The sequence below is a fragment of the Syntrophotaleaceae bacterium genome, assembly GCA_041390365.1.
In the GTDB taxonomy this organism is placed as follows: domain Bacteria; phylum Desulfobacterota; class Desulfuromonadia; order Desulfuromonadales; family Syntrophotaleaceae; genus JAWKQB01.
The window spans coordinates 126,449-147,560 of record JAWKQB010000003.1 but is presented as its reverse complement, the minus strand read 5'-3'; the positions used below and the strand labels follow the sequence as shown (position 1 = coordinate 147,560).

Here is a 21,112-nt window from a genome sequence, read left to right as displayed (position 1 = left end):
CGCTTGGCGGCTGCTGTATCAGCGACGACGATCCAGCGTGGGAATGCACCCACTGCGGACTCAAGATTTTCCGGAGGCAGGTGCAATGATTTCCCAAGCCCAACTCGAATCCTACCTCTGGGGCGCGGCCACCTTGCTGCGCGGTTACATCGACGCCGGGGACTACAAGCAGTTCATCTTCCCGCTGCTGTTCTACAAACGCCTGTGCGACGTGTACGACGAGGAGCTGGCCGATGCACTGGAGGAATCCGGCGGTGATAAGGAATACGCCGCGCTTCCCGAACAGCACCGCTTCCAGATAGCGGTGGACGCCCACTGGAAGGCCACCCGAACCAAGGTTAAGAACGTGGGCAAGGCCATTCAGGATGCCCTGCGGGCTATCGAAACAGCCAACCCCGACACCCTGTATGGGGTCTTCGGCGACGCTCAGTGGACCAACAAAGACCGCCTGCCGGACCACATGCTACGCGAGCTGATCGAGCATTTCAGCTCGCAGACGCTTTCGCTCTCCAACTGTCCGGAGGATGAGCTGGGTGTGGGCTACGAGTTTCTGATCAAAAAGTTCGCCGACGATTCCGGCCACACCGCTGCGGAGTTCTATACCAACCGCACCGTGGTCCATCTGATGACCGAGATGCTCGAGCCCAAACCGGGTGAGTCGATCTATGACCCCACCTGTGGTTCGGCGGGCATGCTGCTCTCCGCCGTCGCCCATCTGAAACGGCAGAACAAGGAGTGGCGAAACCTGCGGCTGTTCGGCCAGGAGCGCAACCTGCTCACCTCGGCCATCGGCCGGATGAACCTGTTCCTGCACGGCATCGAGGACTTCCGCATCGTCCGGGGCGATACCCTGGCCAATCCCGCCTTTGTCGAAGGCGACCGGCTCATGCAGTTCGATGTGGTCCTGGCCAATCCGCCGTACTCCATCAAGCAGTGGGACCGCGATGCCTGGTCCGCCGATCCGTGGGGCCGGAACATCTACGGCACCCCGCCCCAGGGCCGCGCCGACTACGCCTTCTGGCAGCACATCATCAAGAGCATGAAGGCCAGGAGCGGCCGCTGCGCCATCCTGTTTCCGCATGGCGTCCTCTTCCGAAACGAAGAGCTGGCCATGCGCGAGAAGCTGGTCGCCCACGACGTGGTGGAGTGCGTGCTGGGCCTCGGTCCCAACCTCTTTTACAACTCGCCCATGGAAGCTTGCGTCGTCATCTGCCGGATGAACAAGCCCAAGGAGCGTAGGAACAAGGTGCTTTTCGTCAATGCAGTGAACGAGGTAACCCGCGAGCGGGCGCAGAGCTTTCTCACAGACGACCACATCCAGCGCATTGTCGCTGCCTACCAATCCTTCAACGACGAGGACGGTTTTGCCCAGGTAGTCAGTAATGACGAGATCCGGGAGAAAGGCAGCAACCTTAGCATCCCGCTCTATGTGCGGGCGAAAAAGGCTGCGGCGGGGAGAGTTGCGGAGGCACAAGCGCCTTATGGTAAAACGAGTCTCAAGCAGGCCATTGCCAACTGGCAACAAAGCTCGATGGTTCTGCGGAAATCCATGAACGGCCTCTTTGAGGTACTTGAACAACAGACAGATCATTTCCCCGGCGCCGGGGAAATGGTACGGGATCAATTTCCTGAGACCACGAAATTGATAAAAACATCGGGCGAATGATCGTCGAGCGGTAGGCCTTGAGGAACGACGGTTGTCCAGCAATTGGTTGGAGATTTACAGCGGGAGTTTCCTGCTCGATCGGGCAAAGTCAACAGCACACTCTCGAAAGAAAAAGGTTTTTTTTGAGCAGATTATTGATAACTGTCAATAAAATTCAGGTATTTACAAGGTTGTCTATTGCGGATCTCTTTGAGGGTTTTATCTTTTTGTTAACTTGTCGGGTTAATAAAATTATTGACGCGGGGTGGGTTTGGATATATCCTTTAAAAACAAAAAACTTGAAAAAGAGTTCAATGAGGGGGCTCATCTCAACAAGGTACATGGGGCCACGCGAGCGAAAAAGATCCGCATACGAATGGCGGAGTTTCGAGCAGCTACAAGCCTGATGGATTTTTGGCCCCCCAAAAGTGGCCCCAGCCGATGCCATGAGTTGACTCAGGGAAAACGCAAGGGCCAGCTATCCGTAGATCTAGACCATCCCTATCGCTTGATTTTCATTCCCGATCATGACCCCGCCCCCAAACATGAGAATGGTGGTCTGGATTGGCTGCAGGTGACAGCTATCAAGATTTTGGGAGTGGAGGATACCCATGAGTAGAGCGCAAGCAAACCATTTTGTCCCGGATTATCTGGTTACCCCCGGAGAGGTTCTTGAGGACTATCTGGATGATCTTGGCATGACTCAGGCCGAGCTTGCCGACCGGATGGGTTTGGCCAAAAAAACCATCAACGAAATCATCAAGGGCAAAGCACCTATCACGACCGAGACAGCATTGAAGTTGGAGCGAACCCTGGGTCGGCCAGCGCATTTTTGGAGCAATTTGGAAACGCAGTACCAGGAGGATCGCTTGCGCATCGCAGAGCAGCAGCGCATGGAATCCGACTTGGAATGGCTGGAAAAAGTCCCCGTTGCGGCAATGGCCAAACTTGGGTGGATTCCCAAGCTGAAGACCAAGTTTGAGAAACTGGAAGCGGTTCTCTGTTTTTTCGGTATTGCCTCTCCCGCCCAATGGGAAACGGTATGGCGCGAACATCAGGTCGCTTACAGGCAGACAGATAATTTTGAAAACTGTGCAGAATCGGTTTCAGCCTGGCTGCGGCAAGGAGAAATCCAGGCGCAACAGATTGCCTGTGCTCCCTTCGACAAAAAAACCATTCAGAATGTTCTTGGTGAAGCTCGTGATTTGACCAGAGAGGAAGACCCCGGGGTGTTTGTACCCAGGCTGGTCGAACTTTGCGCTTCTGCCGGTGTCGCCGTTGTTTTTGTCCCTGAACTCCCCAAGACGGGGACTTACGGCGCAACACGATGGCTTGGTGATCGAGCGGTGATTCAGCTCAGTTTGCGCTACAAGAGCAATGACCATCTTTGGTTCACCTTTTTTCACGAGGCAGGTCATATTCTCAAGCACGGTCGTAAAGATGTCTTTATCGAGGGGAAGAATGGTTTAGACAATGAGAAGGAAGAGGAAGCAAATGTTTTCTCCCGCGACAAGTTGATCCCGCCTCAAGAGTATCGTCGGTTCCTCGCCAGTTGGGATGGGAGATCTCTTGCTCCTGTTGTTACCTTCGCTGAAGAAATCCAAATTGCCCCGGGAATTGTTGTTGGCCGGTTGCAGCATGACGGTCGTCTCCCCAAAGGAATTGGAAATAAATTGAAAGTTTTCTATCGCTGGTCGGCTGGCAAGGGAAAATGATGGCTTTTCAAGCCCTGAAATCCGGCTGGGAGATGATCAAGTTTGGCGACATTGCACATATCGAGGTGCCGCGAAAATGGTTGAGTAAGACAATGGTGCGGCACGAGAGAGCAGATACGCTGGAGAACAATTATGGCGACAGCTAAATTACTGAGACAGCTAATCAAAACCGGATCGGAAGGAAACCATGAAGCATTTAAGCGCGTTTCCGAGCAACTGATCCAGGAAGAGCGCGTTAAGAATCACCATCTGCTGGCCAATGATCTTGAAAAGATTCTTTATGGCCGTCGAAGCTCAACTGTGCCATTTCATTCCGTGTTAAACGACCGATTGCCAAAAGATAAAGAGCGGAATTTACCTCTGTTGCAAATCAAAGAGCCTGTAAGGCGCCTAGAAGACGTTGTGCTTTCGGATGAAAATTCCTCGCTCCTGGATGAACTCCTTCAAGAACATCATCGGGCCGAGACATTGAATAGCTATGGCCTGCATCCGGCAGATAAGTTGCTGTTTTGCGGCCCTCCGGGATGTGGGAAAACTCTGACCGCTGAAGTTCTAGCCAGTGAGCTTGGCTTGCCGCTGGCAATAGTACGCATCGACAGCGTGATTTCCTCTTTGCTGGGCGAAACAGCGTCCAATTTGCGGCAAGTCTTCGATTTTATCTCTACCGTGCCGATGGTAGTACTGTTCGATGAGTTTGATGCAATGGCCAAGGAGCGTTCAGATGAGGCTGAGCACGGAGAACTGAAGCGGGTAGTGAATGCCTTCCTCCAGATGCTCGATGCTTATGAAGGTAAGAGCATTCTGGTGGCGGCAACCAACCATGAACGCATTCTCGATTCCGCCGTTTGGCGGCGATTTGATGAGGTGCTGATTTTTGAATCACCAAATCTTGAACAGTTGCGTCGCTTATTATCCGTCAAGCTTCACGGTCTTCGTAGGGAATTCGAAGTTGATGATGCTCGCATAGCAAGTCTGTTTAAGGGCATGAGCCACGCCGACGTGGAGCGCGTTCTGCGCCGTGCCGCGAAAGATATGGTTCTGGCGGGTAAAGAGTTCCTCAGTGAACGCCACCTGCAATCAGCCATCAAGCGCGAGGATGCTCGAAGAGCACGCACCAAGAGGAGCTAATCGGTCATGGAAGAAACCTTTCCCCACCTTGCTCTGCAGCGCGAAGCGCCGGTCAACGAGAAACGACCTGGAACCTATATGCCTCCGAAGGCACCTAGTGATGTCTGCGGACACGGTCGCGGGCTGTTACAGAAGCTCGCCAATGCCAAGGAACAAGCTACTGGTGATGTGGGTGGATTTGATGATCGCAGGCTGTTCCGGTTTTCTGTGCACAAGGGATTTGACCCCGAGGATCTGCGCAAGATTTCACCGGAAATAGAATTTGTCAGTCAGGAAGACGAAACGGTCGTCATCGGTTTCGCCAGCAACGCGGCCCTCGCCCAGTTCGAGTCGCGTCTCTCGACCATGGCCCGTGGCGGCGATGTCACGAATAAGCAGGTCATTTATGCCCTGCAAAGTATCGATGGCTGGAGTTCCGAGGACCGCAAAGGTTGGGCGTTGAGGAAACAGGGTCTCCCGGAATCAGATGAATTCCTGCTGGATATCGAGCTTTGGCCATTGGAGGATAACCATCAGGGGCGTGATCAAGAATGGGCTAAGTTCGAAGAATGGCTGACGCAGCAAAGCATTGAAAAAAAGGATCAGGTCAAACAGCCCGGGTTGACGCTCTACCGGATTCTTTGTAACCCCGCTCAGGCGGACCAACTCCTCCGGCATCGTGATGTGCGTTCTGTTGACCTGCCGCCCAACTTTGGTCTGAAGCGATCCGTTGTTTTTCAGGATATACAGAACTTTCCCGAGATTATTGATCCAGGCGAGGATGCACCCGGCGTCGTTGTCCTGGATAGCGGTCTCGCGACAGGACACCCCCTGCTGGGAGCTGCCGTGGGCGAGGCGCAGAGCTTTCTGCCTGGCGAAGGATCCCATGACGAGAACGGTCACGGCACCCATGTCGCCGGTCTGGCCCTGTATGGCGATTTTGAGTGCAGCTTACGCGACGGTACCTTCGTTCCCAGCCTGCGCCTGTTCAGCGGCAGAATCCTCGACAAAGACAACGAAAACACGACCGGTTTTGTCGAGAATCACATTGAAGAGGCGGTACGCTACTTTACAGAAGAGTACAACTGCCGAGTCTTCAATCTCTCATTTGGTGATGCGAATAAACCTTATCTCGGCGGCCATCTGAGAGGGCTTTCCATGACCCTGGATACTCTTTCGCGGGAATTGGGCGTCCTGTTTGTGGTTTCGGCGGGTAACCATCGCATCGGCGAGGACTCGCCTGATGGCTTGACGTGGCGTGACAACTACCCGAATTATTTGCTGGACGATGCTTGGCGAATCATAGAGCCAGCACCGGCACTGAACGCCCTCACCGTGGGCAGCTTGGCACGGCACAACCAAAGTTGGAACAGTCAGACCCACACACACGACCCTTCAGAGGTACCGATAGCTCAACCTGATCAACCATCGCCTTTCACCCGAGGCGGCTATTCCGTTGACGGTGCCATCAAGCCGGAGCTGGTGGCGCATGGTGGCAATTGGGCCATCAATACGCGGGCGGGTGACGTGTCCTGTCAATAGTGGACACTCGCATCTCAAGCGGCCGCTGTCTGAAGGTTGAAGTTTTGCAAGAACACGGCCGGCGCCAAATAGCCAAGGCGCGAATGACGCCGTTGGCGGTTGTAGAATATCTCGATGTACTCCCGGATAGAGGCTTCAGCCTCGGCCCTGGTCGCGTAGCGGCAATGATGCACCAGTTCATTCTTGAGGGTTCCCCAGAAGCTCTCCATCGGTGCATTGTCATAGCAATTGCCCTTGCGTGACATCGACGGCCTCATACCAAACTGCACAAGGAGATTTTGGTAGTCGTGGGAGCAATACTGGCTGCCACGGTCCGAATGGTGGATCAGCCCGGCCGTGGGCCGTTTCTGTTGCGCCGCCCGGAATAGCGCCCGACTGGTCAGCTCCTGCGTCATGCGCTCCGCCATGGCGTAGCCGACGATTTCGCAGGTGAATACGTCCTTAATCCCTGCCAGGTAGAGCCAGCCCTCGCCAGTAGGGATGTAGGTAATGTCTGAAACCCAGACCTCATTCGGCGCGCTGGGGGTAAAGGTTTGTTCCAGCAGGTTTTCCGCCACCGGCAGGTTGTGTTTTGAATTCGTTGTCGCCTTGAATTTGCGCCTCTGTCGACACCTTATGCCCAATTCCCGGCGTAACCGGGCAATGCGATCCCGTCCGGCGATAAAACCTTCAGCCGCCAGCTCCGGCTGTAATCGCCGCGAGCTGTAACTCTCGCGAGTACGCTTGTGGGCGGCCTTGATAGCAACCTTGAGGCGTTCATCTTCTTGCGCACGTTGGGACGGTTCTCGTGTCAGCCAGGCGTAAAAGCCGCTGCGGGACACATCGAAAACCCGACACATGATCGTAACGGGAAAGTGGAGTCGCCATTGCTTCATGAACGCGTACCGGGCAGCGACTCCCTGGCAAAGTACGCCGTCGCCTTTTTTAAGATGTCACGCTCCATGCGGGCCTCGGCAAGCTCCTTGCGCAACCGGGAATTTTCTTTCGCCAGTTCATCGGCAGAAAGCGCCCCAGGCGCTATTGAAAGGTTGGCTGCCCTGGATTCCGCTACCCAGTTCGCCAGTGTGCCCTTGGGTATCGAAAGCCGTTTGGCTGCTTCCGGCTGCGATAGACCCTGTTCCGTTACCATTTTCACCGCCTCAGTGCGAAACTCAGGCGTATACCGTTGCTGTCTTTTCATTGTCACTCTCCTGCCTGGCAGTTTACCAAGCGAGAGTGTCCACTGTCACCAGGATACATCAATCGTGGTGGACCGTATCGATCTGGACACCCAGATCACCGCTACCTTCAACGCCGCCGACATCCCGAACATGATCGGAGCCGCCACCCGGCAGGAGCTGCAAAGCCTGCTGGCGGCCGATACCCGCAAGATCATCATCACTACCATTCACAAGTTCGGCGAGGCGGACGGCCGCCTGAACGAGCGCTCGAACATCATCGTGATGGTGGACGAGGCGCACCGCACCCAGGAAGGCGACTTAGGCCGCAAGATGCGCGATGCGCTGCCCAACGCCTTTCTCTTTGGTCTGACCGGCACGCCGATCAACAAGCGGGACCGCAACACCTTCTGGGCCTTCGGCGCGGACGAGGATGAGCAGGGCTATATGAGCCGTTACTCGTTCCAGGATTCGATCCGGGACAAGGCCACGCTGCCGCTGCATTTCGAGGCGGTGGACGTGAAGCTGCACATCAACAAGGACGCCATCGACGAAGCCTACTCACAGATGACCGATGAGCTGAGCGAGCTGGATCGTGACGACCTGGCCAAGCGGGCCGCCAAGATGGCGGTGCTGATCAAGGCCCCGGCCCGGGTGAACGCCATCTGCCAGCACATCGTCAAGCACTTCCAGGAGAAGGTGGAGCCGAACGGCTTCAAGGCCCAGGTGGTGACCTTCGACCGGGAGTGCTGCGTTCTCTACAAGAAGGCCATGGACGAGTTGGTCGGTCCGGAGGCCAGCGCCATCGTCATGCACACCCAGGGTGGAAAGTCCGATGATTACGCGGAATGGAAGCTGGCCAAGGACGAGGAGGAAAAGCTCCTCGACCGGTTCCGCGATCCGAACGACCCGCTCAAATTCCTGATCGTCACTTCCAAGCTGCTGACCGGTTTCGATGCGCCGATTCTGCAGGTGATGTACCTCGACAAGCCGATGAAGGATCACAACCTGCTGCAGGCCATCTGCCGTACCAACCGCGTCTACCCCGGCAAGACCCACGGACTGATCGTGGATTACCTCGGCATCTTCGATGACGTGGCCACGGCCCTGGATTTCGATGAAAAGGCGGTGCAGAGGGTTATCACCAATCTGGATGACCTCAAGAAAGAGCTGCCCGGCGTGGTGGCGAAGAGCCTTTCGTTCTTCCCTAGCGTGGACCGCACCGTCGGTGGCTACGAGGGGCTGATCGCGGCGCAGGATTGCCTGCCGGATAACGAGACCCGGGACAAGTTCGCGGCGGAATACTCGGTGCTCTCCCGTCTGTGGGAGGCGCTGTCTCCCGATCCCTGTCTCGGCCTTTATGAAAAGGACTACAAGTGGCTGACCCAGGTCTATGAATCGGTGAAGCCGCCGAGCGGCAACGGCAAGCTGCTCTGGCACGCCCTGGGGGCCAAGACCATTGAACTGGTGCATGAGAACGTGCATCTGGAAACGGTGCGCGACGATCTGGACACCCTGGTGATGGACGCCGAGGTCCTCGAAGGGCTGCTCGATGCCAAGGACCCGGACAAGAAATCCAAGGAAATCGAGATCAAGCTCATCGCCCGCCTGCGCAAGCACAAGGACAACCCGAAGTTTGTCGCCCTGGGCGAGCGCCTCGAAAAGCTCAAGGAACGGCACGAACAGGGCCTGCTCCACAGCCTCGACTTCCTCAAGGAGCTGCTGACCCTGGCCAAGGAGGTCGTCCAGGCCGAGAAGCAAGTGGACCCGGTCGATGAACAGGCCAAGGCCAAAGCTGCCCTGACCGAGCTGTTCGCCGAGGTGAAGAACGGCAAGACGCCGATGGTGGTCGAACGGATTGTCAACGACATCGACGAAATCGTACGGATGGTCCGCTTCCCCGGCTGGCAGGATACCAAGGCCGGAGAGCGCGAGGTCCAGAAGGCCCTGCGCAAAGTGATTTACGTGAAGTACCAGGTCAAGGACCAGGATCTGTTCGACAAGGCGTATAGCTATATCAAACAGTATTACTAATCTCTCCTTACAGGGGCTGGGCTATTAAAATGAAGAGGATTGTTCTCATCTCCTGTGTCAGTCAGAAGCAGACGAGCAGATCCTTAGCAAAAAATCTCTATGTGAGCCCACTGTTCCGACTTAGCCTTCGTTATGCGCAGCTATTAACCCCGGACGGCATTTTCATCTTGTCGGCCAAATATGGTTTGGTCGAGCTTGACGACGACCTCGACCCCTATGACCAAACTTTGAACACCATGAAGGTTCAGGAGCGAAAAGAGTGGGCGGCTGCAGTTCTTGCCCAGCTTGCAAAACGGGCCGATCTTAAGAGAGATCACTTTGTTTTCCTGGCAGGCGATAAATATCGAAAATATCTTCTTGCCCAACTGAGTTTCTATGAAATACCCATGCGAGGATTAACTATTGGTCGCCAGCTTCAGTTTCTTAAGCAGGACCTGAACCAGGTTGATTTGTGACCATGAACCGAAAACAAGACATTGAGCGGTTTTATACCATTCTTCGAGCCTTGCGGCGACGGCAGGGGATAAGAAAGTTATCCGAGAGTCATGGTCGCATGAACTGGCCCCGCCGAGGTGTCTATTTCTTCTTTGAAGAGGGAGAATTTAGAGAGAATGGGCAGGATCTGCGAGTGGTTCGGGTTGGCACGCATGCTGTCAGTACCGGATCACGGACCACGCTTTGGAGTCGGTTGAGAGGGCATAAGGGAACGAATACCGGTGGGGGCAACCATAGGGGATCCATCTTCCGACTTCACGTCGGAAGTGCGCTCATCAAAAGGGGCGATTTTGAATGCCCGACTTGGGGAAGAGGAAGCTTTGCTAACCAGGAGGTACGTGCTCTGGAACATTCCCTCGAAGTCAAAGTAACTCAGGTTATTGGGGCTATGCCTTTTGTTTGGGTGGAAGCCGACGATTCCTCGGGATCCCATAGTATTCGTGCCTATTTGGAACGCAATGCGATAGCGCTTCTTTCCAATGTGGATAAGGAACCGATCGATCCCGTAACGAAAGATTGGTTGGGATTGGATGCCGATCGGGCGGTGATTGGCAAAGCCGGTTTATGGAATGTCAATCATGTGGGAGAACCCTATGATTCAGGTTTTATTGAATTTTTTGAAAAAATTGTACAGGCTTCGTAAGCTATCTTAGTGTTTATATCCGCCAACATCTTTGGCGAGGGAGGGACGCCGTGGAAGTTCAAACTGCCTGGGTTAAACCCCCAAATCAAATCGGCGGTTTAGATCATTTATCGGTTCAGGCGCCGTGTATCAATATCTATGGGCGCATGTTGCCGGGAATTACCAACGTCACTGACCGGGCCCGGTATTACAGTTTTTATCCATGGATCGTTTGGGCGTTGGAGCAGGCGGGGTACCGTTACAACGACACCTTTATCGACCAGTTTCGCAAAGCAGACTGCTTGTTTACTCTGATCGCTCATCGCCATGCGCATCTCACGGGGACTGACCATGAGGGACACGCTGGCGCCACCACTGGCAGCGCTAACATTGCGCATCAAATCAGTGAAATAAAAAATAACCAATCCGTTACATTGTCTGAAATTGCCCATCGGGAAGACAAACCAGGAAGATATTTTAAAAATAAATTGGGTGGATTGGGACAGTATTATTTGGGCGTCTTCGCCGAGCTAGGCATTATGGATGGCAACGGGAGCTCCGGAATTGCAAACACCAATCAGATTGGCCGTATTTTGGCAGAGGCAGTGGATCAGGGAGTAGATCGAAGCCTGTTTCTGCAAACTTTGGATGAAAATATTGTGACGGCGGAGCGCCTCGATGAATTGGCCAGCTTTTGTCCATGTCACCTGAAGAACAACCCTCAAGAACATCAGCTACTGGCTGATCTTTTTTTTGTCCGCAACCTTTTTGAAGAGACAGATTTGCTGGCTCGCCGCCGCAGTTTGCAAGTCATGCTCTATTTGGCAGATGAACTGGCGCGCTTTGACCAATCCATAGATTTAGCAGCGTTTCGGGGGGCTGTTTATAGCGGGGCTCTGCCCAATGGGGATGCCTGGAGTCTACCAGAAAGACTGAACCAGAATCGGTGCCGATGGGCCGTTTATCAACGGAATGAGTTGCTGTCTATCGCCGTCCAGGGCATCTTTTTTGTTCTTTTGGACGCTTATGAAGAATCCGGACTTCGTTTTGAATCATCGGAACAACTATGCCAGTGGTTTGTATCTTCTCTTGATGTCGCGGCTTTTGAAAGCAGTATTTCTCTGGAAATGACGGTTGCCGACCTTGCCGTTTCTACAGATAGTTGGCTGCCTTCGCTAAGCGATTGGGCTCATGAACACCATGAGATGCAGCTCGCCAACCTGATAGAAAGCCTATGCGACAAAAAGGCGACTCCAGATTATCGTTCCCGGATACTGGAAGCAGCGCTCAATATTCTGATAGCTCTGATGAAAAGGCCTGAAACGCAAACCGGATATGAAGAGTTTGTTTTCAATGGCCATTATTTCGACGTTTACCCCATAAATTTAAAATCTTTCCTTTTTCACTGCTCTCAAACCTGGGGCCATTTAAGGGTGTGGGAGTGGATTGCCTGGCTTGGCCACGAATGGGGAGTGCATACCCACTTTATGGTTGCATTGCGCAAGCTGCGGGGCCAGTCCCAGTCGACCTTCCGCATCCGTCCCTCGGACCAAGGGCTCGAAGTTATATCTGTACCCCACGCCGTTTTCACGAGCCCTCGGTTTAACCAATCCTTGCGTATCCTCAAAGACATTGGCGCTCTTGAGAAAAACGGAACGGTATGGGTTACCTCTTCCTTGGGAAAGCAGCTCAGGGAGGTTGGTGATGAGTGAACGGATCTCGATAATTGATGAAATTAAAAAGGGAGGATACGAAGCCTCTCTGATTACCAGCTATAACGCTTACCTGCCATTTTACGAAGAGGTGGTGCTTCGCAAGCTCATCGGCCAAGGGGTTCACCACAACGTTTTGTTAATGGATGCCGCGCAGTGTGCCCATTCGGTTGCCCATCACCCACCTCGTTTAGCGGGTCGCTATTACTCCTTGGTGCCGATCTCGTCCCCCGGGGCTTTCCATCCCAAAGTCATCTTGCTCGTGGGAAAAAATAAAGGCTCCCTTTTGGTTGGCAGCCACAACCTGACATTGTCCGGGTTTGGCTATAACCGTGAACTGACCAATCTTGTTCGTCTACAAGGCAGCGACGACGATGAAGCGGTGTCTGTGCTACAGACAGCCTGGCGCCATGTGTTGGCCTGGGTAGAATCCCAGGGCAACCAATTGCCCAGCCACTTGGGCGAGATGGTGCTAAAGCTTCAGGATTTTGCCCCCTGGTTGAAAACGGACCGAGAAGCAGTGTCCGAGCGCTTTCACCTATTGGCGGCGAACCCCGCCTCTCCCAGTTTATGGGATCAGTTGATAGTGAATATTGAAGGCGAAGTTGAGCAGGTGTTAGTTGCGGGGGCATTTTTTGATGCCGAACTAAGGTTTTTGCAACGACTCCAGGAAGATCTGCGCCCCAAGGAAACCCTGGTCGCAATCGATCCGGCCAGTGTGCAGATCCCATCCGGTCTTAAGGTTGCGGGAGTTAGATTTGTCAACGGAGGCAATTTGGGGGCGACTGACAAAAATGAACGGACCGGTTACCTGCATGCCAAGGCTTTGGCCATCCGCCTGTCGAACGGTGAATTCTTTTTAGCAACGGGCAGTGCAAATCCAAGTGCTCCCGCCTGGTTGACGTGTCCTGTCAATAGTGGACACTCGCATCTCAAGCGGCCGCTGTCTGAAGGTTGAAGTTTTGCAAGAACACGGCCGGCGCCAAATAGCCAAGGCGCGAATGACGCCGTTGGCGGTTGTAGAATATCTCGATGTACTCCCGGATAGAGGCTTCAGCCTCGGCCCTGGTCGCGTAGCGGCAATGATGCACCAGTTCATTCTTGAGGGTTCCCCAGAAGCTCTCCATCGGTGCATTGTCATAGCAATTGCCCTTGCGTGACATCGACGGCCTCATACCAAACTGCACAAGGAGATTTTGGTAGTCGTGGGAGCAATACTGGCTGCCACGGTCCGAATGGTGGATCAGCCCGGCCGTGGGCCGTTTCTGTTGCGCCGCCCGGAATAGCGCCCGACTGGTCAGCTCCTGCGTCATGCGCTCCGCCATGGCGTAGCCGACGATTTCGCAGGTGAATACGTCCTTAATCCCTGCCAGGTAGAGCCAGCCCTCGCCAGTAGGGATGTAGGTAATGTCTGAAACCCAGACCTCATTCGGCGCGCTGGGGGTAAAGGTTTGTTCCAGCAGGTTTTCCGCCACCGGCAGGTTGTGTTTTGAATTCGTTGTCGCCTTGAATTTGCGCCTCTGTCGACACCTTATGCCCAATTCCCGGCGTAACCGGGCAATGCGATCCCGTCCGGCGATAAAACCTTCAGCCGCCAGCTCCGGCTGTAATCGCCGCGAGCTGTAACTCTCGCGAGTACGCTTGTGGGCGGCCTTGATAGCAACCTTGAGGCGTTCATCTTCTTGCGCACGTTGGGACGGTTCTCGTGTCAGCCAGGCGTAAAAGCCGCTGCGGGACACATCGAAAACCCGACACATGATCGTAACGGGAAAGTGGAGTCGCCATTGCTTCATGAACGCGTACCGGGCAGCGACTCCCTGGCAAAGTACGCCGTCGCCTTTTTTAAGATGTCACGCTCCATGCGGGCCTCGGCAAGCTCCTTGCGCAACCGGGAATTTTCTTTCGCCAGTTCATCGGCAGAAAGCGCCCCAGGCGCTATTGAAAGGTTGGCTGCCCTGGATTCCGCTACCCAGTTCGCCAGTGTGCCCTTGGGTATCGAAAGCCGTTTGGCTGCTTCCGGCTGCGATAGACCCTGTTCCGTTACCATTTTCACCGCCTCAGTGCGAAACTCAGGCGTATACCGTTGCTGTCTTTTCATTGTCACTCTCCTGCCTGGCAGTTTACCAAGCGAGAGTGTCCACTGTCACCAGGATACATCAGTTGCGAAGGATCTTGGGATTCTGGACATTCCAACTTTGCCGGAGCTTTCCGAAATGGACTGGAAAGGCATAAGCCTCAACTGGCAAAAAACGCAGACCGGAAAAAACGATAAATCGGTCGTGATAGGTGTCGGCATTGTTACCGAGGAAGGGATTGCCCTGAAGGGCAAGTTCCCTGCGGAAGTAGCGACGCTTTCTTGTGAAATAAGGGATCAGAATCGAAAAACGATTTGCTTGAAAACAGCTCAACGGCAAGAGACTGACTTTTTGGTCGAAATGGCTAAAAAAGACATTGATTCTGCCGCTTTTGTTGTGTCCGACAGCCAACAACAGCAACATTTATTCTTGGTTCATCATCAGCGCAGGATCGAAGAATGCTCGCGGACTGGTCCTCAAAGGCGGTTTCGCGAGGCTTTAACCAGTCTCCACACGGATTCCCCGGACTTAGAAACCCTGATTAAGTGTGTCGATAAAATAATCTTTGCGAAAGAAAGTGAAGTAAATCGGGAAGTAAGTAAACTCAAGCAAGCCGCCACGGTAAATGCTGAAGAGGCTAAAAACTCTTCCGAAGGGACAAGTCTCTCCATCGATCTAAGCCAAACTAAAAAAGTGCAGAATAAGCATCGTCTGCGTCATTCTGATGATTTGGCCTATCTCCTTGATGTCTTAATTTATCACCTGCGGACCGAAGCCGAAAAAGATCTGGGATCGGCCTATGAGCCGCGGGATGCCAAGGGGCGAAGCGAAGAGGAACAAGTGGATGCCGATGATGAAGAAGCGGGTGAAATAACCGACAAAGAGTTAGCGCAGAAGACCCTTCATCTGTGTCATGCGAAGGTACACACCTTGATCGGGAGGATGATCAACCAATGCCACGCTTTGGTCGAGAAGAAATTGTCTTTTGAGGATATCGTCATCCGTCTGACTGCTGTTTTGGCGGTTTTAAGGCAGTTGCGCAATTGTGACGGCAGGGTGGCATGGGTCAAACAAGGGCAAACTACCTTTCCTGTTGAAGAGAGATGGCGGCTTTTTGAGACCATTGTCCATACGTTATTTGAGACTCCGAACTCTCTCCTCCATCCCCCGGAGGATCTCACACTCGGTAACGCCGATGAGTTTGCCAGGTTACGAGGGTTGGTATTGTGGCTGGCCTGGGATTGTGGTTTGCGTTTCGTGCCCCCTAAAGCGCTCAGTGAAACGCCTGAGGAGGAGCAAAAACGCCTGCGTGTAAAAGCCCTGATGGTTTGCTTGGCGCAACTAGTGCGAGATGATGAGGTGGTTATGGAGGAGGCCCGACAAAGTATAGGCCCGCTGTGCTCAAGCGATTTGGATTGGCTGGAGTGGATTTTTTCTGCGAATAAAATCCTATCCGAGTTGATCGCAACCCCGGAAATGTGCTCTGTGGGCACGGAAGCAAAAAAAGGCGATATTGCCTTAATAGAAACAGCCCCCCAATTGGGAGCTCGCTTGATTCTTGGCCTGGATGGTGGAAAGGCAGACCTGGCTTTCTTTGACAGAGAAAAAGGGTATAGGCGCTACTTGCAACGAGCTATTCGATCTGCTTCCTTTGATCAGTTGATGGTGTGAGTACTTGGATTTATTTTAAAAATTCTAGAGTTTTTTGGAAAGGAAGGGGTGGACAAGAATGCCAAAGATAACCATAGAAATCGATGAAGAAATTTATAAATTCCTTCAGAAAAAGGCTATCCCTTTCGAAGAGACAGAACCTAATGATGTTTTAAGAAGGTTGCTTTTAAAAGAAGGCCAGAAAACCAAGAATACTGATCAACCCGTCATTGTGAGAAAGACTATAATATCTTTTCCAGTTCTTCCTGGTGAGGTTCCAAAGGCTCTTGAGCATATTTTGCAGGTTATCTATCTAGTTAAATCCAAGAAAATGTCTCGAATGAACGGGACTCACTATCTCGCCGAATTTCACAAAGTTTTTCCAACAACTATTGTCGATAAATATACCCGCCAGCTTGGATTAACTGCTCATGAATTTGATCAGCTTCTGGAAATTGAGAATTCAGAATCTCTAAAAAACGTTCTTCATAGAAAGTTCCCCGACCATTTTAGATCGATAAATGAATATTTGGGGAAAATAGATATTTTCTGATAACTTATTAAACTGTGTTTATTAAATAGGGTGCCGAATCATGTTCAAATTCCTACATGCCGCTGACATTCATCTCGACAGCCCGCTTAAGGGCCTAGAAATTTATCCGGATGCCCCAGCCGAGCAAATCCGGGGCGCGGCAAGGCGGGCTTTTGACAATCTGGTAGAACTAGCTATCGACGAAGAGGTGGCCTTTATCCTGCTGGCCGGCGACCTCTATGACGGCACTTGGAAGGACTACAATACCGGCATCTATTTCGTCAATCGCATGGGCCGGCTGCGGGAAGCCGGCATTCCGGTCTTCTTGATTTCCGGCAACCATGATGCCGCCAGCCAGATCACCCGTGCTCTCAATCTCCCCGACAACGTTACCCTGTTTTCGCACCGAAAGGTGGACACCCACCTTTTAGAAAATCTCGGCGTTGCCATCCACGGTCAGAGTTTTTCCTCCCGGACGGTGGCCGATGACCTGACTCAAAATTATCCTCAGGGCGATCCCGATCTCTTCAACATCGGTCTGCTACACACCAGTCTTACCGGTCGTCCCGGGCATGAGCCCTATGCGCCTTGTACCCTGGATGCTCTGCGTTCGAAAGGTTATCAGTATTGGGCGTTGGGGCATGTCCATCAGCGCGAAGAGGTGGAATGTGACCCTTGGGTGGTTTTTCCGGGGAATCTTCAGGGAAGACATATCCGTGAAACAGGAGCCAAAGGCTGTACACTGGTGACTGTCGAGGACGGACGGGTAGTGGATGTCACCGCGAAAGAACTGGATGTTCTGCGTTGGTCTCCCTGCCGGATAGACTTGAACGGTTGTGACCGTAGTGAATCGCTCCTCGAAATGGTGCGGGAGGCGCTAGAGGATGAGCGGGAGCAAGCCGACGGTCGGCCTCTGGCTGTACGTCTAACGTTGCTGGGAATAACCCCTCTGCATGGCCGGCTCCATGACAATGCGGCTCACTGGCACGAGGAATTTCGCGCTGTGGCCGCAAGTCTCGGTGACGTCTGGCTCGAAAAGATTTTGTTCCTCACTCGCAAAGAAAATTCTGTCGAGGGAATTGCCGATGACTCCCCCTTTGCCGCTTTGGAGCAATCGGTGGAAAACCTGCAATTCGAATCCTCTCGCTTACTGGACCTGGTCCCTGGTTTTGAGCAATTGCGCAGCAAGCTCCCTCCGGACTTGTTGGTCGACGACGATCCTTTTGCCCCTGGCGAAGAGGACCTGGCCACCTTGCGGGAAGATGTCAAGGAGCTGCTAAGGGCCAAGCTACAGAAGGGAGGGCGGCATGCGCATTAAACGCTTGGAACTCAAGGCTTTCGGCCCCTTTACCGACCGGATCCTCGATTTCTCCTCCGAACTTCCCGGCATGCATGTCGTTTTTGGGCCAAACGAAGCCGGCAAGAGCAGTTCCCTGCGAGCGCTGCAGGCCCTGTTCTTCGGTTTTCCCATGCGTACCGATGATAATTTCCTTCATTCCTATGATCAACTTCTGGTCGGTGGCCACCTACAGGGGGGAGATGGTCGTGAATTGTTCTTTTACCGCCGAAAAAGAAACAAAAACAGCCTGTTTGACAGCCAGGAACAGCCCCTCGAACCCGCTGCACTGACCCCATTCCTGCACGGCATCGAACAGGACCTTTTCAGCACGTTGTACGGCATTGACCACGAAACCCTCGTCCAGGGAGGGCAGGGCATTCTGGAACAGCAGGGTGAGGTAGGTCAGGCCTTGTTCGCCGCAGGCACCGGCCTGGCTTCCTTGAAAACGATCGTCGATGAACTGGAAAGCGAGGGGGACAATCTGTTCAAACAGCGGGGCTCGAGTCAGGCCATCGCCGTGGCCCTCCATCAGTACAAGGAGCTCCAGGCTCAGATCAAGCAGGTCACTCTATCCAGTCGGGATTGGCAGGAACATCGGCGAGCTCTTGACGAAGCCAAACGAATGCAGGAGGAGATCAACAAACAGCGCGCCAATCTGGACAAAAAAAAACGAAAGCTTGAGCGCCTGAAACAAGCTTTACCCTACCTTGGCCAACGCCGGGGCTTGCTGGAAAAACTGGGGGAACTTGGCCAAGTCGTCGAGCTTCCTGCCGATTTCGGCGAAAGAAGACGGGACTTGGAGCAAGAAATTAGGGACACTCGGAATTGTCTGGAAACGGCCAATAGCCGCTTAAAGGACCTGGAAGAAAAACGCAAGGACATTTCTCTTAACCAGGGGCTTTTGGACTATGCCGAGGAAATCGAGCTCCTGCACCAAGAGCTCGGGCAGTATCGAAATGCCAAGGCAGAGCGGCCTGGGCTCGACGGGCGGAGAATCGGTTGTCGTTCCGATGCGGCCGAGTTGCTGAAACAGATCCGGCCGGACCTGCCCATCGACCAAGTCGAGACCTTGCGCCCGAGCTTGGGAAAACGAAAAGCCATTCAAATCCTCGGTGGCAAACATGAGGCACTCCTACAGGGGGTTCGCCAAGCAGGCCGTCTCGTCCTGACTGCCACCAAGGAATTGAAAACCGCTCAAGAGGATCTGCAGAAAATCCCCCCTGTCGCTGAAGTTGGCAAGCTGTCCCAAGCGGTTTTGCGGGTGCAGAAAGCTTGCGATTTAGATGGTGAAATATTGAATAGGCGGCAGGAGTTGGAAAGTGCTCAGAAGGAATGTTTGCCGACTTTAGAGCGCCTGGGGCTTTGGCAGGGCTCCTTGGATCTTGTAAAACGGCTGCCGGTCCCCTTGCCGGAGACCGTGCAGTGGTTTGAGCAGGAACTGCGGATGCCTGCTGATGAGCTGCAACGATTGCAGACGGAACACGAAAAGTTGGAAGGAGAGTTGACAAAGCTTGCCGAGCAGATTCGCGCCATCGAGTATGCTGCAGAAGTGCCCACCGAAGAGGACCTGTCCCGGGCCCGCAGGCAGCGTGATCATGGCTGGCAGCTTTTGCGGCGGCAATGGCTGGAGGGCCAGGACGTGGCTGCCGAGAGCCGTGCCTTTGATCCCGATCATTCTCTGCCGGAGGCTTATGAAAAGCTTGTCGGCATCTCCGACCAAACTGCCGACCGTTTGTACCGTGAAGCCGATCGGGTTCAAAAGCATGCTGCCCTGAAAGCCCGGGGCGAGACCATCGAACAACATTTGGAAGAGCTGGGTGCCCAAAAGCAACAATTTGATGCTGAATTGGCCGATGCTACCCTTCGCTGGCAGGAATTATGGATACCCTGTTCCATCCAGCCCTTATCGCCACGAGAAATGCACGCTTGGCTCACCAGTTTTGAAAAGCTCCGTTTCCAGGTAGCTGAGGCCGATAAGTTGGCTCAGGATTTGGAGGGCCGGGAAACCAGACGCCGGGAACTGCGAACCTCTCTTTTAATAGAGCTTGCTATGGCAGGGGAGGCGCAGGACCTTCCGGGAGAAGAGCTATCGCCCGTATTGGAGATGGCCGAAGACTTGGTCCAGCGGAGGCAGAGCGAACAAACCCGACGTACTTCCCTCGAAAACAAGATCCAGGATCTGCAAAATACCTTAGATGCAGCACGAGGGGAGGAACAGGAAGCTGAAGAAGAACTCCGGCAATGGCAGGTTCTTTGGAAGGAAGCCCTAACCCCCCTCGGTCTCGACCGCAAGGCCTTGCCAGCAGAGGCTGTCGACTTCATCGAGACCCTGGAAAAATGCTTCGAAAAACTAAAGGAGGCCGACGGTTTTGGGAGCCGCATCAAGGGGATCGATCGGGATGCAGCCGCATATGAAGGTAGGGTTCGTGGGGTGGCCATAGAAATTGCAACAGACCTTCTCGATCTCGATGCTGCTCAAATCGTTTTACATCTAAAGATTCGCCTCGGCAGTGCCAATAAGGACCAGGCTCTCGTGCAGGAATATTCCGAGGAAATCGCGGCCCTGGAGCAGGACCAGGTGAGTGCCCGAACGGAGTTGGACAATTTAGACGGGCAGATGGTGGCCCTGCGCCAGTTGGCAGGCTGTGAAACCACGGAGCAACTTAACGAAGCGGAACGACGTTCCAAGGAATACCTGCAGCTCAAGGAAAAGCTCGATGAAGTGGAGGCGACGCTGGCTCGGATTGCTGAAGGGATTTCCCTCTGCGAGTTGGAGTCCCAGGCAGAAGACATCGATCCGGATGAGTTGCCGGGTCGCATTGAAGAGCTGACCAACGAAATCGAAGGAAATCTGGATCCGGAAATCCGACGATTATCCGAAACTATCGGCCAGGAAAAAAACGAACTCGCCAGAATGGATGGCAGTGGCCAGGCCGCCGAGTTAGCGGAGGCCTCACAGCAGGCTCTAGCCAAAATCCGCCGCCTGACTGGACGCTTCATCCGCATCAAACTCGCCTCGAAGTTCCTCAGGGAAGAAATCGAACGCTACCGGGCCGAAAACCAGGATCCCGTCCTGAAAATCGCCTCTCGGTATTTCAGCGAGTTGACCTTGGGGTCCTTTGCAGGCCTACGTACCGATATCGACGACCATGGTCAACCGATCCTGATCGGGGTGCGCCCCAACGGTAATTGGGTCCAAGTGGCGGGCATGAGTTCAGGTACCCGCGATCAGCTTTACTTGGCCTTGCGCCTGGCCACCCTCGAATGGCGCATCCAGTCCAGCGAGCCGATGCCCTTTATCGTCGATGACATCCTAATCAATTTCGACGACCAGCGTTCAAAAGCCACCCTAAAGGCCTTAAGCGACCTAGCCTCTCAGACACAAGTGATCCTGTTCACCCATCACAGCCAGATCGCCGAGGCTGCGCAAGAGGTGAATGTTGGCGACAGGATATTTGTTCATGAGTTGTGATATTTATTAAGGGAG

The 21,112-nt window shown here is 53.6% G+C and carries 16 protein-coding genes; 14 read left to right on the top strand and 2 right to left on the bottom strand.

The window, feature by feature from the left end; genetic code table 11:
• Positions 1-85: 85 nt before the first annotated feature.
• The 5 genes from R2940_13180 to R2940_13160 all read left to right on the top strand — a co-directional run bounded on the left by R2940_13180 (position 86) and on the right by R2940_13160 (position 6,009).
• Positions 86-1,666: a class I SAM-dependent DNA methyltransferase gene (locus R2940_13180; protein MEZ4600735.1), complete on the top strand. Its 1,581-nt coding sequence runs from the start codon at positions 86-88 to the stop codon at positions 1,664-1,666.
• A 250-nt stretch (positions 1,667-1,916) separates the two neighbouring features.
• Positions 1,917-2,264, top strand: coding sequence for a hypothetical protein (locus tag R2940_13175; protein ID MEZ4600734.1), 348 nt, complete (start codon positions 1,917-1,919; stop codon positions 2,262-2,264).
• Positions 2,257-3,360, top strand: a complete 1,104-nt coding sequence (locus R2940_13170) for a HigA family addiction module antitoxin (GenBank protein MEZ4600733.1) — start codon at positions 2,257-2,259, stop codon at positions 3,358-3,360. Before R2940_13175 ends, R2940_13170 begins: the two co-directional genes overlap by 8 nt.
• Before the next feature lie 132 nt (positions 3,361-3,492).
• Complete coding sequence (locus R2940_13165; protein MEZ4600732.1) at positions 3,493-4,488, top strand: ATP-binding protein; 996 nt, start codon at positions 3,493-3,495, stop codon at positions 4,486-4,488.
• Between the two features lie 6 nt (positions 4,489-4,494).
• Entirely contained in the window at positions 4,495-6,009 is a 1,515-nt protein-coding gene (locus R2940_13160) for a S8 family peptidase (protein ID MEZ4600731.1), read from the top strand.
• Positions 6,010-6,023: 14 nt separating this feature from the next.
• On the opposite strand, the gene R2940_13155 is transcribed toward R2940_13160, so the two are convergent.
• Positions 6,024-7,189 (bottom strand): IS3 family transposase gene (locus tag R2940_13155; GenBank protein ID MEZ4600730.1). Its coding sequence is split into 2 segments (ribosomal slippage): positions 6,024-6,925 and positions 6,925-7,189, totalling 1,167 coding nucleotides; the frame shifts between segments, so codons are not numbered across the junction.
• 64 nt (positions 7,190-7,253) lie between these two features.
• Between R2940_13155 and R2940_13150 the strand changes: the two genes are divergently transcribed.
• The 5 genes from R2940_13150 to R2940_13130 are packed head-to-tail and all read left to right on the top strand — an operon-like array spanning position 7,254 to position 12,987.
• Complete coding sequence (locus R2940_13150; GenBank protein MEZ4600729.1) at positions 7,254-9,200, top strand: HsdR family type I site-specific deoxyribonuclease; 1,947 nt, start codon at positions 7,254-7,256, stop codon at positions 9,198-9,200.
• A 29-nt stretch (positions 9,201-9,229) separates the two neighbouring features.
• Positions 9,230-9,655: a hypothetical protein gene (locus R2940_13145; GenBank protein ID MEZ4600728.1), complete on the top strand. Its 426-nt coding sequence runs from the start codon at positions 9,230-9,232 to the stop codon at positions 9,653-9,655.
• A gap of 2 nt (positions 9,656-9,657) precedes the next feature.
• A complete protein-coding gene (locus tag R2940_13140; protein MEZ4600727.1) occupies positions 9,658-10,338 on the top strand; it encodes a hypothetical protein in 681 nt (226 codons plus the stop codon).
• A gap of 50 nt (positions 10,339-10,388) precedes the next feature.
• Positions 10,389-12,029, top strand: a complete 1,641-nt coding sequence (locus tag R2940_13135; GenBank protein MEZ4600726.1) for a hypothetical protein — start codon at positions 10,389-10,391, stop codon at positions 12,027-12,029.
• Complete coding sequence (locus R2940_13130; GenBank protein ID MEZ4600725.1) at positions 12,022-12,987, top strand: hypothetical protein; 966 nt, start codon at positions 12,022-12,024, stop codon at positions 12,985-12,987. The genes R2940_13135 and R2940_13130 overlap by 8 nt, the downstream gene beginning before the upstream one ends.
• Here the strand turns inward: R2940_13130 and R2940_13125 are convergent.
• Positions 12,962-14,127 (bottom strand): IS3 family transposase gene (locus tag R2940_13125; protein ID MEZ4600724.1). Its coding sequence is split into 2 segments (ribosomal slippage): positions 12,962-13,863 and positions 13,863-14,127, totalling 1,167 coding nucleotides; the frame shifts between segments, so codons are not numbered across the junction. The two genes, R2940_13130 and R2940_13125, sit on opposite strands and share 26 nt — an antisense overlap.
• Before the next feature lie 115 nt (positions 14,128-14,242).
• Here R2940_13125 and R2940_13120 point away from each other — a divergent pair.
• Genes R2940_13120 through R2940_13105 form a run of 4 tightly spaced genes read left to right on the top strand, consistent with a single transcriptional unit; the run spans position 14,243 to position 21,097 of the window.
• Complete coding sequence (locus R2940_13120) at positions 14,243-15,775, top strand: hypothetical protein (protein MEZ4600723.1); 1,533 nt, start codon at positions 14,243-14,245, stop codon at positions 15,773-15,775.
• Positions 15,776-15,833: 58 nt separating this feature from the next.
• Positions 15,834-16,307: a hypothetical protein gene (locus tag R2940_13115; protein MEZ4600722.1), complete on the top strand. Its 474-nt coding sequence runs from the start codon at positions 15,834-15,836 to the stop codon at positions 16,305-16,307.
• A gap of 40 nt (positions 16,308-16,347) precedes the next feature.
• The gene (locus R2940_13110; protein MEZ4600721.1) at positions 16,348-17,604 is read left to right on the top strand and encodes a DNA repair exonuclease; all 1,257 of its coding nucleotides are present in this window, start codon (positions 16,348-16,350) and stop codon (positions 17,602-17,604) included.
• The gene (locus tag R2940_13105; protein MEZ4600720.1) at positions 17,594-21,097 is read left to right on the top strand and encodes an AAA family ATPase; all 3,504 of its coding nucleotides are present in this window, start codon (positions 17,594-17,596) and stop codon (positions 21,095-21,097) included. Before R2940_13110 ends, R2940_13105 begins: the two co-directional genes overlap by 11 nt.
• The last annotated feature ends 15 nt before the right edge of the window (positions 21,098-21,112 follow it).